This window comes from Fluviispira multicolorata, from assembly GCF_009208585.1.
Lineage (GTDB): Bacteria > Bdellovibrionota_B > Oligoflexia > Silvanigrellales > Silvanigrellaceae > Silvanigrella > Silvanigrella multicolorata.
Window position 1 is genome coordinate 760,277 of record NZ_WFLN01000004.1, and the last position, 17,290, is coordinate 777,566.

14 protein-coding genes are annotated in these 17,290 nt (G+C 31.0%); 4 read left to right on the forward strand and 10 right to left on the reverse strand.

Annotation, left to right across the window (positions count from 1 at the left end):
- Positions 1-47 precede the first annotated feature (47 nt).
- A complete protein-coding gene (locus GCL57_RS03225) occupies positions 48-1,151 on the reverse strand; it encodes a thioredoxin domain-containing protein (protein ID WP_152211819.1) in 1,104 nt (367 codons plus the stop codon).
- Between the two features lie 231 nt (positions 1,152-1,382).
- On the opposite strand from GCL57_RS03225, the gene GCL57_RS03230 reads away from it, so the two are divergent.
- The gene (locus tag GCL57_RS03230; protein ID WP_152211820.1) at positions 1,383-4,277 is read left to right on the forward strand and encodes a fibronectin type III domain-containing protein; all 2,895 of its coding nucleotides are present in this window, start codon (positions 1,383-1,385) and stop codon (positions 4,275-4,277) included.
- 12 nt (positions 4,278-4,289) lie between these two features.
- Here the strand turns inward: GCL57_RS03230 and asnS are convergent, their stop codons facing one another.
- Entirely contained in the window at positions 4,290-5,693 is a 1,404-nt protein-coding gene (asnS, locus tag GCL57_RS03235) for an asparagine--tRNA ligase (protein WP_152211821.1), read from the reverse strand.
- A 200-nt stretch (positions 5,694-5,893) separates the two neighbouring features.
- Between asnS and GCL57_RS03240 the strand changes: the two genes are divergently transcribed.
- Positions 5,894-6,730 (forward strand): hypothetical protein, encoded by an 837-nt coding sequence (locus GCL57_RS03240; protein WP_152211822.1) that lies wholly within the window; start codon positions 5,894-5,896, stop codon positions 6,728-6,730.
- A gap of 53 nt (positions 6,731-6,783) precedes the next feature.
- Complete coding sequence (locus GCL57_RS03245; protein ID WP_152211823.1) at positions 6,784-8,271, forward strand: two-component system sensor histidine kinase NtrB; 1,488 nt, start codon at positions 6,784-6,786, stop codon at positions 8,269-8,271.
- Here the strand turns inward: GCL57_RS03245 and GCL57_RS03250 are convergent.
- Entirely contained in the window at positions 8,268-8,744 is a 477-nt protein-coding gene (locus GCL57_RS03250) for a chemotaxis protein CheW (protein ID WP_161597573.1), read from the reverse strand. The genes GCL57_RS03245 and GCL57_RS03250 overlap by 4 nt on opposite strands.
- A 35-nt stretch (positions 8,745-8,779) precedes the next feature.
- The gene (locus GCL57_RS03255) at positions 8,780-10,561 is read right to left on the reverse strand and encodes a methyl-accepting chemotaxis protein (protein WP_246164803.1); all 1,782 of its coding nucleotides are present in this window, start codon (positions 10,559-10,561) and stop codon (positions 8,780-8,782) included.
- Between the two features lie 337 nt (positions 10,562-10,898).
- On the opposite strand from GCL57_RS03255, the gene GCL57_RS03260 reads away from it, so the two are divergent.
- The gene (locus tag GCL57_RS03260; RefSeq protein ID WP_152211825.1) at positions 10,899-11,360 is read left to right on the forward strand and encodes a chemotaxis protein CheW; all 462 of its coding nucleotides are present in this window, start codon (positions 10,899-10,901) and stop codon (positions 11,358-11,360) included.
- Here GCL57_RS03260 and GCL57_RS03265 read toward each other — a convergent pair.
- The 6 genes from GCL57_RS03265 to truA all read right to left on the reverse strand — a co-directional run bounded on the left by GCL57_RS03265 (position 11,353) and on the right by truA (position 17,290).
- Positions 11,353-12,453 carry a protein-glutamate methylesterase/protein-glutamine glutaminase gene (locus tag GCL57_RS03265; protein WP_152211908.1) on the reverse strand — a complete coding sequence of 367 codons (1,101 nt, stop codon included), beginning with the start codon at positions 12,451-12,453 and terminating at the stop codon, positions 11,353-11,355. The two genes, GCL57_RS03260 and GCL57_RS03265, sit on opposite strands and share 8 nt — an antisense overlap.
- Positions 12,454-12,486: 33 nt before the next feature.
- Entirely contained in the window at positions 12,487-12,939 is a 453-nt protein-coding gene (locus GCL57_RS03270) for a chemotaxis protein CheD (RefSeq protein WP_152211826.1), read from the reverse strand.
- On the reverse strand, positions 12,939-13,847 hold the full coding sequence (locus tag GCL57_RS03275; protein ID WP_152211827.1) for a CheR family methyltransferase: 909 nt from the start codon (positions 13,845-13,847) through the stop codon (positions 12,939-12,941). The genes GCL57_RS03270 and GCL57_RS03275 overlap by 1 nt, the downstream gene beginning before the upstream one ends.
- The gene (locus tag GCL57_RS03280) at positions 13,844-15,769 is read right to left on the reverse strand and encodes a chemotaxis protein CheA (RefSeq protein ID WP_152211828.1); all 1,926 of its coding nucleotides are present in this window, start codon (positions 15,767-15,769) and stop codon (positions 13,844-13,846) included. The genes GCL57_RS03275 and GCL57_RS03280 overlap by 4 nt, the downstream gene beginning before the upstream one ends.
- 30 nt (positions 15,770-15,799) lie before the next feature.
- The gene (locus tag GCL57_RS03285; protein ID WP_152211829.1) at positions 15,800-16,348 is read right to left on the reverse strand and encodes a response regulator; all 549 of its coding nucleotides are present in this window, start codon (positions 16,346-16,348) and stop codon (positions 15,800-15,802) included.
- Between the two features lie 114 nt (positions 16,349-16,462).
- Positions 16,463-17,290 (reverse strand): tRNA pseudouridine(38-40) synthase TruA, encoded by an 828-nt coding sequence (gene truA / locus GCL57_RS03290; protein ID WP_152211830.1) that lies wholly within the window; start codon positions 17,288-17,290, stop codon positions 16,463-16,465.

Here is a 17,290-nt window from a genome sequence, read left to right on the forward strand (position 1 = left end):
CAAAGTTTGCATAGAAAAAAATGCTTTAAGTCATTGCAATGACAAAATTAATACATTTGCTTTTTTAAAGCATATTCGAGTTCATTCAACGAAGTGTGAATTAATTTCCTATTGATATAAATAGAGGAGGTGCCATGAAATTGAGGAGATGAAATGAAGTTATTGCGTGAATCCAGTACAAATTCATTTGTCTTATCTGATTTAAGACAATTTAAAAATTTGGGTGTCACTAAATTTAATGATTGAGCAATTTGTACAACAGATGAGTTATAATTCGCTTTTAATTTTTCAATCGACATTAAAATTATTCGGTTATGGTATTCAAAATATTCTTTATTGCCTATTTCTTGAGCACAGAAAGCTCCTTTTGCAAAGGCAGCTCCCATTCCGCTTACAGATTTTGCAATAGGAATATTCACGAATTTAATTTGATTTGAAAACTTCTTTGCTAGACTTTCAATACGCACATTCGATTCAGTACTTTTTGGATCTTCATAATCAAAAACATGTATGAGAGTGATATTAGATTTTAAATTTCCTCGAGTTGGGAACTTTGAAATATCGGATGAAATAACTTCTTGGACTGGGTTTTCAATTAATACTTTAATTCTTTTTTTATTTACATATTCAATTAACTTAGCTGTTGAAATATCAGATATTTTTTTATTTAGCATCTGCAGACTCAACTGATTTTTTAAAACTTCAAATGACTGCCCGGCAAAAACTACATCCCCATATTTTTGTAAAGTCTCATCATAATATTTTTTTACTTCTGCTTCTTCAGGATGGACTATTTTTATTAAATCAGATATATTTCTTACTTCATCATATGAATTTTGCTTACCAAGATCATTAGCAAGTGCCACTTTTAATGCCGCTTGTTCATATAATGATTTTCTTGCGCTGTAAATATTACTCTCTAAATTGTCAAAATCAATCTGGGAATTTAAAGGAAGTGACGTTGTAGTCCAAGTTTTCCCATCTACTTCAAAAATAGGCTTACCCAAATAATGCTCAATAATATAGTTTTTTTTATCATTCATTTTATCAATATAAGCATCAAAATATAAATGACCAAAGAATCCTAGAAAAATTCCAACCACCAAAAACAAGTTATTCATCCTAAAAATAATTTTTTTTAAGATCCTCATAAAATCTCCTGCATTAATTACTCATTATAGTTAGAAATACAAATTATATTTTAGTATAAAAAATAATTATCTTAGACAAATATTTGACATTTAAATTTTTTATCTTATAAAAAAAAGAGAATTTTTTTCCGAGTCAAAAGCCATTTTTTTCTTAAAAAAACAACATAAAAACACCAATATAACATTCCGATATAAATGAGTAAAAACAGTTTTTTAGAAGGAATTATTATTTTGAAAGACGCAAAGCAATATACTTTGCGAATTACAGCTCTAATAAAAGCAATTTTAATACTATTTATTTTAATAGTATCTGATACATCTTTTACAAAAGAAAACAAAAATACACAATACATTATTCAGAATGGTGATAGCATTAGCTTGATTTTAAAAATGCATAAACTACTCCCTGTCTATGGAAAAAATGGATATTTAAATGAATTATTAAAATTAAATCCTAATACAATTCAAGAAGATGGGAATCTAATTTATCCTGGTGATATAATCATCTTGCCAACTAAAAGATTAGATATAAGCATTGAAGATAGCATTAGTTATGGAGAATACTCATCATCTATTTCAAAGTTTAAAAGTAAATTCGATAACTTCAAAGGAAACAGTGAATATGTATATATGGTTTATACTGTTCAAAATGGAGACATTATAAGCATACTATTACAAAATTTAGGAGCAGTTCCAATTTATGGAATACATGGATCCTTAAATTTTACACTTGAATTAAATCCAAATAAAAGAAAAACAAGTGGGGATCTTATATTTCCTAAAGAAAAATTACTTTTATTTATACCCATAAAAGTTGCTTTAAAAATTCTTGAAGATAATAAAAATATTGCTTTTGTTTTAAAAGATAAGCCAAAAAAGTTAAATAGTAATTTGTTTAGAGATAAAAATAATTTTTATACATATGATGAGCTTAATAAAAAGCATCAAGAAATATTAATTAAAAAAGGTTATGAAGACAAATTAGAAATAGATTTAAAAGAAAAAGACAAGATGGATTTTGGAGAACTCAATAAACCGATAAATAGCGAAGAAAGTGATAAATTTAAAAGCGAAATCATTAAAGAAGAAAATCCTTACAATAATGAGAATATAGCAGATATTAAAATAAATCCTATTCTGTTAACAGGAAAAATAGTTGACGACAAAGTAAAGCTCAATTGGAATGAGATGAATAAAGATTATTCAAATATGTATGAAATAAAGCGTTCTCTAAAAAGTAAAAATTCATACTATTCAATAAAAAAATATAGCACTCGAAATGAATTCTATGATTTAAAAACCATACCTGGAAACCAATATTTTTATACGGTAATACTTCACTATGGTAAGGATAGAATTGAAAGATCAAATGAAATATCTATAATTACTCCACCCGAACCACCTAAACTATCAATTTCCCTTAAAAAAGGATATGTGCAACTTAAGTGGAAAACTAAAAATAATTTTAAAGCTTTCAAATATGAAATTTTAAAAGCAAATAATGCTATCAAAAACTTTACTAGCATTCAACAAAATTATACTCAAACGATATTTAATGATAAAGAAATCACACCAGGGAGTTCTTATTTTTATAAAATAAGAATATATTATGAAAATAAAATTATTGTTTACTCAAATATAGTAAAAACAGAAACTCCACAATTAAAACCAAAATTGTTCGGGAGTTTACTTAAAAATTCAATAAAATTATCTTGGACAAGTAGTCAAGGAAATAAATCACTTAAATATGAAATAAAACGCTCATTTGAAAAAGGTAATAACTATACACAAATTGCAAAAGATATCGTTGATAATTATTATTTTGATTCATCAATTCAAAAAGGATTTACTTATTACTACATTGTGTCTGTATATGATGAAGAAAATTCAATGATCCAAACAAATGAAGTAAAAGTTTCAGCCCTACCGGCTACACCAAATAATTTTATTGCAGAATTTGATTTAAATAATAATTTAAAATTATCATGGTCCATTGAAGAAGGAAATAATTCATTAAAATACATTTTAAGCAGATCCTTAAAAAGCAAACAAGAATATGAAATAATTCAAGATAATTTAAAAGAAAAGTCTGTAATAGATTATAGTGCTCAAAAAGGTCAAAAGTATTTTTATATTATTACGGCAATTGATAAAAATGGAAATCTTCAAGATTCCTCTGAAATTTCAATCATTACTCCACCTCAAACTCCTGCAAACTTTAAAGCTGAGTTGGTCGGCAATGTCATAAACTTACAATGGGATGAATATAAAAGTAATATTGAAAAACATTATATCATTAAGAGAACTTCAATTAAAGATGAAGATTATTTGATATTAGATGATAACATCAATGGAAATAGCTTTGTTGACAATTCAATTCTTCCTCAAGAAACTTATACATATATTTTAATTGCAGAAAATGAAAGTGGTCAGTCTTTAGAATCCAATAAAGTAACAGTTAACTCTCACTTCGGTGAGCACACAGCAAATTCACTGGGAGTAGAATTTGCTGTCTCTTACTTTACATTTAAGGAGAATAATAAATCTATTGGAAGTCATGATACTTTTTACTCATCTGCAAGCCCTTTACTGAATATTGAACACATACATAATTGGACAGATCATGCAATTTCATATTTTGATTTAGGTTTCATATTTTTGGATGTTTCAAAATCCCCTATCTACGAATTTCCACAAAGACAATTTTATTTATTTCATACAAGTGCTGGGGCACGTTTCGATTTAAATAATCAATGGTATTTGCACCCAGAGTATTCATTAAGTGAAAAAGTTCTTTTCCAAACAGATGGCTATAATCAATTGACAAATCTTATTAAGAATTTTCAAAGTATAAAACTATTAAATGGCTACACATTTTATAAATACGACTCGCTCAAAGCACAAGTTGAAATAGGTCCTACTCTCACGGTGCCTCTACAATTTTCAATTAATAATTTAGCTTTTGGCTATGAGGCATCATTGAAACTCACACAACAAAATAAAAACTTTGGGTTAGAAGGCAAGTTATTTTATAGATCCACTCAATTTATTACAAATGAAGTCAAGTCACAAGAAAGTGAAATTGGACTGAGTGGTGAATTCATATTTGATATTGGTTTTCAATAACTATTTATACTCTTAGAATTTACAATTTCCTGGGGTGCGTGGAAATGGAATAACATCACGAATATTACTCATTCCCGTAATCCACATAATAAGTCTTTCAAGTCCAACACCAAAGCCTGAATGCGGAACAGAACCAAAACGACGAATTGAAATGTACCAATCCATTGCATTGGTATCAATTCCTAATTTTTTCATTCGCGCTATTAAAATATCTTCTCTGTCTTCACGTTGGCTTCCGCCAATAACTTCACCAATACCAGGCATTAAAATATCCATAGCACGAACAGTTTTTCCATCATCATTTAAATACATGTAAAATGCTTTTAATTCTTCTGGATAATCAAATACAATTGTTGGAGATTTAAAATGCTCTTCGCAGAGATAACGCTCATGTTCACTTTTTAAATCACATCCCCAGAAGACAGGATTTTCAAAATCTGTTTTACACTTGCTCAATATATCAACAGCTTCGGTATAGCTCACACGGACAAAGGGGCGTTCAAGAGCCATTTTTAAATATTCACGTGTGTCATTTTGTGTTTTTTGAATACAAACATCTATATCATCAGAACAATGTTTAAGTACATCAGAAACAACAAAGCGAATCATGTCTTGAGCAAGTTGCATATTGTCATTGAGATCAGCAAAAGCAAATTCAGGCTCAACCATCCAAAACTCAGCTAAATGTCTAGAAGTATTTGAGTTTTCTGCTCTAAAGGTAGGTCCAAAAGTATAAACTCTGTTAAGCCCCATGGTCATTAGCTCACCTTCAAGCTGACCTGTTACACAGAGCATTGTTGGTTCTGCAAAAAAATCTTGAGAAAAATCTGTTTTACCCTCTTTTGTCTTAGGAAGTTTATCAAAATCAAAATTTGTTACCTTAAATGACTCTCCCGCTCCTTCTCCATCCGCTGTTGTAACAACGGGCGTATGCGCATAGAAAAAGCCTTGCTCTTCAAAAAAACGATGAATTGCCGTGCTCACTCGACTTCTTATGCGAAAAACACTTGAAAAAGTTGATGTTCTTGGACGAACATGCGCAACCTCTCGTAAATATTCAAATGTCATTTCTTTTTTTTGTAAAGGAAAAGTTTCAGGGTCAGCATAACCAAAAACATGTACATTTTTGGCCTGCATTTCATATTTCTGCCCTTTAGCTGGACTCAAAACAAGATTGCCTTCAATTTTAACTGAGCAGCCTGTGGTTAATTTTTCAACGTCAGCATAATTTGATAAAGATGCATCTACAATAACTTGCAAAGATTTTGCACAAGTTCCATCATTGATTTCAATAAAAGATAACTTTTTGGATCCACGCTTGGTTCTAACCCACCCTGCAATTGTAATATGAGAAGGGGGGATTTTATCCGCATGAATTTCAGAAAGCTGAGTCAATTGGGAAAGTAGAGTTGTCATTTCTGCACCTTAGTTAAGCTTAATATTTCTCAAAAGCAATGGGGAACATTTTGCATTAAAACAATTAATTCACCCATTCAAAGCGGAAAGTATGTCACAATTTAAGTAATTGCGCAATAATCCATTTCATAAGAAAATGCATTGAAACTATTCGAAAGCATAGCTCGTTTCATTCTTAAGAAAGGATATAATTTATAATTATGTCATTTAAAAACAAATGGATTTTCTTTATAAAAATAATTCTATTTATTATGACACTTTTATATATTAATAAAGGATATTGTCAAGGATATGGATCAAGCGGTGGAGGAGGGTCTTCAATTACTTTAAAACGTCAATCAGATCGAAATAACGAACGCTGGTCATTAAGCACCTTCATTTTTGAACGCAATAAATTAAAAGAATCTGATCTGCTAATACGATTTTATACCAGTGGCAAAGATTCCAAAAACACGCCTCGGTTAGAACCATTTGTAAATGGAATTTGGTACAACGGTTTTGAAACCAATGGAGACACTTGGGAAGGGGCTGGCTATGGAGGAAGTCTTTATTTCAACAATTTTATTTCTGGAACATTTAAAATTCCAACTCCCAACATTGTTCTTGGAATAATCGGAGAACATCGAGAAGAGGTTTCTCACGGTATATCGCACTTTGATACTTATGGTCCATCATTAAGATTTTTTGGTCGAAATCAACAGGATTCAGCAATATATCTCAACTTAAAAAACACTCAAAGACAACTGGAAAATCAGTATTATGAAGAATGGAATTGGGAAGCAGCAGCTGTCATATACCTTGCTCAGGGATTGCGCGTTGAAGGATCGTGGCTTTTTCCAAATAGCGATTGGATGGCTTTTCCTTCAAATTATGCTGCTCAAAAAGGTTTTAAAATTGGAGGAGGAATCGAAATTGGAATTTTAAGGATCAGCGGTTTTTATGAAAACACCAATTTCGAGATTAAAAACCCTGCTGCAAATGCAAGACAGTTTTTTAACGAAACCCGTAGAATTATTCAAATTGGTTTATCTATATAAAAAACAAACCGATAACTGACTATTAATATCATCCTTTTATAAATGAGATTAGTATGTCTACTCCCCAAAATGAAGATATAAGCACACCTATTACATTAATTGAACAATTTCCATTAAATGACATTATTTTAAAAACGATTGCAAATGCAATTGATGAACCTGGCATGATATTAGATTTTCAAGGCAATATTGAATTACTCTTTAATATTAATAACTATTATTTAAATGAGAATTTAAATAGAAAAAATATTTTTGAAATAAATGAAAATAATGAATTTTTAAAGAACATAAAAATTATTTATGATTATCTTATTTCCAATCAAAAAAGTATGCAAGTTGAATATACTTCTGAAAAAAACAATGAATATTTTCAAATTTGTGGAACTCTCATTGAAAATGAATTACTTAATAAGAAATTTATTATAATTAAGATTAAAGACATAACTTCTATAAAAAAATATGAAAAGCAACTACAGTCTGCTGTGCATTTCTATGAAAAACAAAGTTTTGCACTAAATGAAGCAGCAAGCATAAGTATAACTGACAGAAATGGTAATATTATTTTTGTAAATGATAAGTTTACTAAACTAACAGGCTACAATGTAATTGAATTAATAGGTAAAAATCATAAAATTTTAAATTCAAATACACATTCAAAAACATTTTTTGCGGATCTTTGGAAAACTCTTTTAAGAGGAGAAATTTGGAAAGGAGAAATACAAAATAAAAACAAAAATGGAAATCTTTATTGGATTGAAAGCACAATTGTACCGATCAAAAATGAAGACAATGAGATAATACAATTTGTATCTATTCGCTTTGATATTACCGAGAAAAAAAATAAAGAATCTTTAATCATTCATGCAACAAATATGTCCTACTTAGGTGAAATGGCAGGAAATTTAGCCCACGAAATAAATAATCCTCTGACAATTATTTCTGGAAAAATATTTCAACTGGAACGAGACCTCTCCTTAAATAACTTGATTCCAGAAAAATTAAATGAACAGTTTAATATAATAGATTTGTCACTTGCAAGAATTTCAAAAATAGTGAATGAATTTTTAAAATTCTCCAGGCACTCAGATTACGAACCTTTGCAAAGTATATGTGTTGATCACTTGATCAATAATGCTCTCGATTTTTGTAAAGAAAAATTTAGAACCCATGGAATTGAACTCTATTTAAGTGATTTTATCTCAACTCAAATTCGCTGCAAACCAACAAAAATTTTACAAGTTATTTTAAACTTATTAAATAACTCTTTTGACGCAATCTTAAATTTACCTGATAAATGGATAGAAATTTCTGTGTGTGAAAATGAAAATAATTTTGTCTCTATTATTATTACAGACAGTGGACTTGGAATTGCTGAAGAAATACAATCTAAAATCTTTATGCCTTTCTTTTCAAATAAAAGTAACACCCACGGTTTAGGATTGTGTATTTCAAAAAATATTATTGATGATCACAAAGGCATCATTCAATACGATGTTAACTCTAAAAACACCCGTTTTATTATTTCTTTAAATAAAAATTAGGCTCTCAACTTATCAAAATTTATTTTTGCAGATGCTAATATTGCAAACATATCTACCAGTATAACATTTTTTTCTTGTATTTTTCCAATTCCTGTAACAATCCCTAAATTTGAAACACTACATATTTCAGGTGTTAAATCAATTTGTTTGCAATTGAAATCCAAAACATCCTGAACTGCATCAACAATAATTCCAACCTTATTCGTACTGGTATCAACTATAATTATACAAGTTTGCTTTGAATACTGCGTTTCTATCAAATGTAATTTAAGACGAAGATCCATAATTGGGATTATATTTCCTCTTAAATTAATAACACCTTTTACATATGTTTCCGTATCAGGGAGAGCCGTGATTTTGTCCATACCAATAATTTCGGAAACACATTGAATTTCAACCGCAAAAATCTCGTGTCCAAGTTGAAAACTCAAATATCTTCCCTCAGAAGCAACTTTATTTGATTTTGCCGTCATTTCAAACATGCTCCCATTTTAAACATGCTCCCATTTTAAAACCCCTGAATTGTACCGATATTTGGCTTTGGCTCATCATCAAAACCTTCACTATCTGAATCAAAAGGGATTACTTGTTTTGCTGATTTTTTTATCGCCTGAGTCTCATGAATAGGTGCATTTGCTAGATTTTTTACTTGATTGAGTGAATGCGAAAATGAATGATCACCTGCAAATTTTTTATTTAAATGTGTTGATGCTTCTGTATTATTTTTATTCAATTTCTGCACAGCATGACTCTTATTAATTATTTTTGAGTTAAGTGAATTTGCTTTTGAATTTTTAAATTTTAAATTTTTACTTTCAGAATCAAACATATACCTTTTTCCGAGTTTTCCCTCTATCGTCAGTTGTAAATCATAAACAACCTTTGTAACTTCTTTTGAACAGGCAGTGACTTCTTGACTCATCTCTAATGATTGTTCAGCTATTCCAGCATTCACTTGTGTGACTTGATCAAGTTGATTCATTGCTTTGCTTATTTGCGAAATTCCTTGCGCCTGCTCATTGCTTGCATTAGCAATATCAGTGATTAAATTTGAAACTTTTTTTGCATTTACTACAATTTCTTTTAAAGCTTCAGCACTGTGAATAGCTATTAATACACCTTTATCACTTTTTTCCACACTGTCCTTAATTAGATTTGAAATGTCCTTCGCCGAAGAAGCACTTCTTTGTGCTAAATTACGAACAGCTTCGGCCACAACAGCAAAGCCTTTTCCATGCTCTCCTGCACGGGCAGCTTCGACAGCTGCATTTAAAGCAAGTAAATTTGTTTGAAATGCTATGGAATCAATTACAGTGATAATTTCATTTACTTTTTTGCTTGAGTCTGCAACTTCGTTCATAGCAGTACAAAGTCCAACTATTTCTTTTTCACCTTCTTCAGCTGACTTTTTTGCAATCTGAGCAAGACTGTTTACTTCTCTTGCATTATTGGCATTTTGCTTAACCATGCTCGATAATTGCTCAAGTGAACTCACAGTTTCTTCAAGCGAAGCTGCGCTTTCAGTTGCTCCCCGCGCAATGTTCTCACTTGCATCTTTCATCCTGTCACTTGCTCGCAAAGCCTCTTCACTTGAATTAAGTAACTGTTTAGTATTTTCAAGAAGTTTATTACTTAATTTACTGACCACATAAAATCCAAATCCAAGTAATAGAAAAGTGAATATAAATCCGCCAGATATAAGCAGAACTTGAAACATATTCATTTCTGCTTCACTCTTTTTTCCAAGCTCATTAGTAATTGAAACTCGAAAATCTTGCATTTTTTTTATTTGAGATTCTAGCTCAAGAGCTGTAGGATAAAGGCGTTCATGTAATAAAATTTTGGTCTCAAGACTCATATTATATTCATTTTTTCGCATAATACTGATAAATTCATTACCATATTTATTAAATTCATATAGTTTTGGTTCTACTACTTTATATATCTCTGCTATTTTTCCAGAGTGGGGCAATTGATCAAATTCACTTTTTAGTTTCTGTAAATACAAAAGACTTTCTTGAGTTTTTCTAAAGTTCTCTAATATTTCGTCTTGAGAACTTGAAATAAAAATTGCTTGCGCATAACGCAAAGTAGCATGTACTTGAGCCATCATTCTTTCTGTATTGATTGTTGAAGGTATTCTTACTAACGTCATATATGAAAGTGAACCAGAAGATTCAGAAAGTTTTTGAATTGAAAAAATACTAAAAGTTATTAAAATAATAACTGGTAGAAAAATGAGACTGAGCATCTTTCCTCGAATTCCATGTATCCATATTGAAAAAGACATTTTTTTACCCTTTAAAATCAAGAAAAATAAAGATTAATTTTTGTCTTAGGGAAGTTTTCGGAGAGATAAACTCTTAAATAAAGAATAATTTAATTTTCTATTATTTGATTCAAAAATTTGACATAGGTTCAAATCTTCATCTTTAAAAAATGACGCTTGCAATCAATAAATATCAAGAAATATAAGTGAAATACGAAATAAGCATATCAAATTTAGGAGAAACTAAAGTTAGGTAAAGAATTATGAAACTAAGTATTACAAGTAAAATTATTAGTGCAAAAGTATTTTCAACGCTAATTTTTAGCACAATTAATTTTTCATTTACCAATGAGGAATTATGGAATATATAAATAATGACACAATAAAAGGTAGATACCTCAGCTTTTTTCTAGGAAAAGAAATGTATGCTGCGCCCATAGAAAATATATGGGAAGTCAATGCAATGATCGACTACACCGAAGTTCCTCAAACAGCACCATTTGTAAAAGGAGTTTTAAATTTAAGAGGAAAGGTTATTCCTGTTATTGACCTCTGCTGTAAATTAAATTTAGCTCCAACGTCATTTAATCGCTACACATGTATTGTGGTAATGCAAGCTCATACAAGACAAATTGGCGTTATAATTGACTCGGTTGATTCGGTTATAGAACTAGCGAAGGACCATATAAAATCTAATAATTCACTGGGTGAAGAGAAAGAAATGAAATTTATTTCTGGTATGGGAAATATTGAAGGTAAAAGTTTAATTATACTTAATATTGAAAATATTCTTTCCGATGAAGAGCTACTCATTAAATAGGCACTGCAGCCAATAACTTCTTTTCCCGATAAAGACACTCGTCCATTATACATTTTGAAATCTTTTGTAAAGGTAACACTGTATGAGTTGCACCAATAGCAATAGCTTCTTTGGGCATTCCAAAAACAATACTTGTATTTTCATCTTGAGCAATATTAAAACTTCCTGCATTTTTCATTTCTAAAAGACCTTGTGCACCATCATAACCCATCCCAGTTAACACAACACCTATGGCATTTTTTCCCACTAATTGAGCCACTGAAGAAAAAAGTGGGTCTGCGGCAGGTCTCACACCATGCACAAGAGGACCATCTTTTAAGCGGACACAAAATTGTGATCCATGTTTTGCCAATATCATATGCAAATTTCCTGGGGCAAGAAGAACCCGCCCTGGATGAACAATATCATTAGATTCCGCTTCTTTTACTTCAAAAGGACAAATACTATTTAATGAATCAGCAAATCTCGCAGTAAATTCTTTTGGCATATGCTGAACAATCACTGTCCCAGGTATTTCTGCAGGAAGATTAGAAAGAAGATGTTTAAGAGCTTCTGTTCCCCCAGTAGATGCAGCAATGGCTAAAATCGTTTTTTGTGTCTTAGAAAAATTACCTGGAATTACTTTTTTTACATTTGTATTTAAAGGATGATTCATATTCATAGAACGAATATTTGAAACCTTAGCTCCTGCAGCCGCTTTTACCTTTCCAATCAGTTCAAGCCCAATGGATTCTAAAAGTGTATTTTTATCAAGAACAGGCTTTGCAAAGATATCCACAGCACCAATTGCCAATGCTCTCAATGCAGTTTCTGATTTCTCTTTTACATAACTGCTAATCACGATTGTTGGGACTGGAAAATGTTCCATAACTTTTTCAAGAAAAGTAAGACCATCCATTTTAGGCATTTGGATATCGAGCGTCATGACATCGGGTTTTAATTCAACCAGTTTTTCACGTGCAACATAAGGATCAGGAGCGAAACCAACAACCTCAATATCAGGATCAGAAGAAAGCATATGAGCAACAAGTTGGCGGATAATATTTGAATCGTCAACTATTAGAACTCTAATTTTTTTATCAGTTTGACTTATCAAAAGCTTCTCCTTTCCGTCTTTAATGAAACATTAACCAACAAATTCATGAAAAACTTCAAAAGTATGCGTAGTAAATTTAATTCTTCTGCTTAAACTCCCGCCTACATTATATTCTACCACAGGAATTTTTAATTTTTCCAATTCTAAAAATGCTAAATCAATATTCTGTTTTCCAACACAATCTGGAAATATTGTAGTTCCTAAAATATTTCCTCCTCCATATAACTTGGCTTGAATATGCTCAAATTTACCATTCAATAAGTCATGTAATTCACTATATAAAAAAGCAATTGCATTAGTTCCATACTTTAAACTTAAATTATTTTCTTCAATTGGATAAGGTAATAAAAAGTGATTTAATCCACCCATTTTTCTTTCAGGACAGTAAAGAGCGACAGCTATACATGATCCTAAGACTGTTGATATTTGTGTCGGTTCTTTTGTGACAAGAGCATGACCTGGGTAGAGAAAAACAGAATTCATTAGATTTTCTCCAAAGTTTTTCCTTTTTTATACACCGAAGGAGCGATTGATTTCAATGATTCAGGTCCATTTAAAATTGATTCTGAATGACCTAAAAATAAATACCCATCTTCATTTAAACAAGCTTCAAATTTTTTGATGGTTTTTTCAATTTGCTCTTTTTCAAAGTAAATAAGAACATTTCGACAAAAAATAATGTCAAATTTGTGCTGAAATGGATAATATTCCTCCACTAAATTAAATAAAGCAAAATTTATTTTATCACGGAGATCCTTAATCACTCGATGATAACCCAAATGCCGCCCCTTTCCTTTTTCAAAAAAGCGTAGATTATATGATTCGGGAACATTCGACATTTCTTTCTCACCATAAATACCAATGCTGGCTTTTGTCAGAACTGCTTTATCGATGTCAGTAGAAAGAAAATGAAGTTGCCAACCCTCATTTTTGGGTATATTTTCGTTAAGCACCATAGCAATTGTATAGGGCTCTTCACCCGTACTTGAAGCTGAACACCAAATACGTAGATCATATTGACATAAACTTCTTTTTCTAATTAATAATTTTTCAATTAAACTTGGCAGTAAATCAAAATGATTTGCTTCACGAAAAAAACTTGTCATATTCGTTGTCATTGCCAAAATAAATTCATCAATTAATTTTTTCTCACCTTCAATAAGTTTATTATAAAATTCTTTATGATTTTTTAATTGATATTGCTTTAAAACACGTGCCACTCGACTGGATAAAAGTGTTTGATTTTTATCGGAGTATGGTAGATTTATTCCAGTGTGATTTTTTAAAAAACAAGATAATTTATTAAATATATTTTCTTCAATTGTATAATCAAAATTTACATTATTAGTATGAGTATCTAGTATTAAATTTTCATGATCATTTTCATTCATTTTGAAATTCCTAAATTTATTTCAGAATGAGCCTGCGGAATAATATTATGTTCATTATGAATATTTTGCCCTTTATGGGCAGATGCTATCAAGCCTTCTAAGTCAAGAATAAGACCAACTTTTCCATCACCCAGAATTGCTCCTCCGCCAATTCCTTGTACATGCTTAAATACATCTCCAAGACCTTTAATTACAACTTGACTTTGTCCGAGAACTTCATCAACCAACAATGCAACTTGATTTCCTCTTTCTTCAACTACGACAACTGTTTGAGTCCCCTCAATAACTTCTAATTCTGTAGATAAAACTTCTCCTTTAACCCATTTTCTTAAACGTATAAGGGGAAGAAAATTACCTCTTACTTGAATAACTTCATTTTTGTTACTTAATCGGGTAATTGATTGAATATCAGGTTGCAAAAGTTCACAAATATTTTCCATTGGAAGAGCATACACATCATTGTGAACTCTCACTTTCATTGCATCTGCAATTGCTGTGGTTAAAGGAATCCACAAACGAAAACGAGTTCCTTCACCTGGTTTACTTTTGATTTCAATATTTCCTTTTACTTGCTCTATATGAGATTTAACAACATCAAGTCCAACTCCACGCCCCGATATTTCACTAACAATCTCTGCAGTGGAAAACCCAGGTGCAAATAATAAATCATAAACTTGTGCGTCACTCATTTGATTGTGACTATCATTATTTGGGATAAGACTTTTTTGCAAAGCTCTTTTAATAATTTTCTCTCTAATTATTCCTCCCCCATCATCTTCTATATCAATAAAGACTCTCCCAGACTGATATCCAGCAGCTAAATTTATTTTTCCAACTTCTATTTTTCCTTTAAGAACTCTTTCATTGGGAGACTCAATACCATGATCAAGCGCATTTCGACAGAGATGCATAAGAGGATCTCCAAGAGATTCAAAAACAGCTCTATCAATCTCAGTTTCTTCACCAGACATTGTAAATTCAACGGGTTTACTCAATTTAATAGAAAGGTCTCTTACAGCTCTATTCACTTTAAGAAATAATGGGCGAATTGATGTCATGCGCATTGATAATGCTTTTTCCTGTAACTCCCGTACTATTTTATCTAGTAAAACAAGAAGTGAACTTAAATGCTGATCTTGATTAATACATAAAATTTCATTACAAATTAATTGGCTTTTTACAACAACAAGCTCTCCAACTAAATCCAATACAGAATCTATTCTGTCCGCACTTAATTTTACAATTGCAGACTTATTTTGTGTCTGAGGGTTATCATTATTTACTTTAGCAATGATATTATTTTTTATTTCATAATTAAGATTTTGAGTTTGTGAATTTGTTTCTTCTGATTTTACTTTTGTTTCATAAGTGGAAAACTTCTCATCAAAATTCATTTCGCTTTGATCATCTTGCTTTTTCTGAACATCTTTTTTTGGTAAATTTTCATCAAAAAACCCAAACCCTAGGTTTGCTGATTCTGATTTATTTTGTACAGTAGAGTCTTCAGGCAGATGATTCACAAGCACAAAACTATTAATTTTTTCGACCAAATCAATGCAATTCGGCTCAGCATTTAAATCTTGTTTTAAAGCAAGTACATAATTTTTTAGTCTGTCATTTATTGCAAGCAAGAGAGAAATAATTTCTGTTGAACACAATTCTTCTTTAACCCTTAAAATACATAATAATTCTTCAGCAGCATGGGCAAAATGACTAAAATGCACAAATCCAATTGAACCAGAAGAGCCTTTCATTGAATGAACAAGTCTAAAAATTCGATTCAGCTCCTCTTGTTTACTTTCTACAGATTCAAGATTCATAAACGCTTCTTCACATTCCTCAAGCATAAACGTGCATTCAATAAGAAAAGATTTTTTTAATTCTGTTAAAAATTCTTCTTCTGTTTTAATTATATTCGCCATTATTATTTCCCTTAATCAAAAAAATTAATTTTATTTATTTATTTTTTTTACATTTGAATTAGAAAAAACAACTCGAATATTTTGCATTGCGAGCAATTTTTGTGCTGCAAGTTTCACTCTTGGAGATATATATTGTTCCATTTGGACAGTTTCGGTAAAGTTTTGAATATCTTTTTTTGCCTGTTTTATTGCTAATGAATAACTTAACGCATCTTGTACACGATTGACTAAAACATGTGGCGCAAATGGTTTATTTAAAAAATCAAACGCCCCTAATTTTAAAGCTGTAATCGTAGCATCCTGATCGCCATATGCTGTTAAAATAATAAAAGGAGTTTCTAAATCAAACTCGCGTAATTGTTTTAATAAATCGAGTCCACCCAGTATGGGCATACGCAAATCAGAAAGAATCACATTAAATGGATCTTTTTTATGTTTATCAATTGCTTCTTGTCCATTGTGAGCAGTTTCAACCCAATCAAATGATTCACTTAAAAGATCTTCAATAGCACTTGCCAATCCATCTTCATCATCAACAACTAAAATTCTTCCTGAAACTTCAATTTGAGTTGTGTCCATGGAAGCTCCCTCCACATTTAAAATAAAACTTTCTCTTTTTATTTTACCGCATAAAAAATAGGGGAGAATAATCAAATTTGTTAGAGTGCTAAGAGAATGACGTTGATTTTTTTATTAACATGGAACGAGGTGCTGTGCTTTTTTTTCAGACGCACAAATTATTTCTTCTTTATCATAATAAACATTCATTAAAGTAAGCGGCCATGCAGGAGCACACATCCCTGTTTGTGTTCTGTCTTTATGAATAAATGCTTCGGTTATGGTATTCATTGAGCGCTTTCCAGTCGCCATTTCTACTCCTGTGCCAACCATATTGCGAATCATATTTTTTAAAAATCCTTCTCCCCAAATATCAATTACAATCATTTCTGAATGGATTGGGTGTATCCAAGCATCCGCACTCATAACCTTGCGCACCGTTGTCTTTGCCGAACAATCCGAAGAACGAAATGCGGCAAAATCATGTTCACCCTCAAACTCTTTTAGAACCTCTATAATTTTTTCTGGGGAAAACTTACTTCGAACATGCCATGCTCTTTTTGTTAAAAAAGCATGTTCTGAAAACCCATACCATATAAGGTAACGATAGTGTTTACCAGTCGCGTGAAACCGTGCATGAAAGTCAGATGCAACAAATTCTGCCGAAGTAACACAAATATCAAGTGCTAAATGTGAATGCAATATACCATTCATTCCACGCACAATTCGTTCACAATCTGATGTTGTTTTTGTATGAAAATTTAATACATAATACTGGGCATGCACACCAGCATCCAGTCGACTGCAACCACATAACGTTACCTTTTCAGAACTAAACACATTCCAAGCATTGGTAATTGCTTCCTGCACAGTAAAAGCATGTGGCTGATACTGATATCCACTAAATTTTTCTCCATTCCAAGAAAGAATAAGTTTCAAATTTCGATATTCATTTATTTCCAT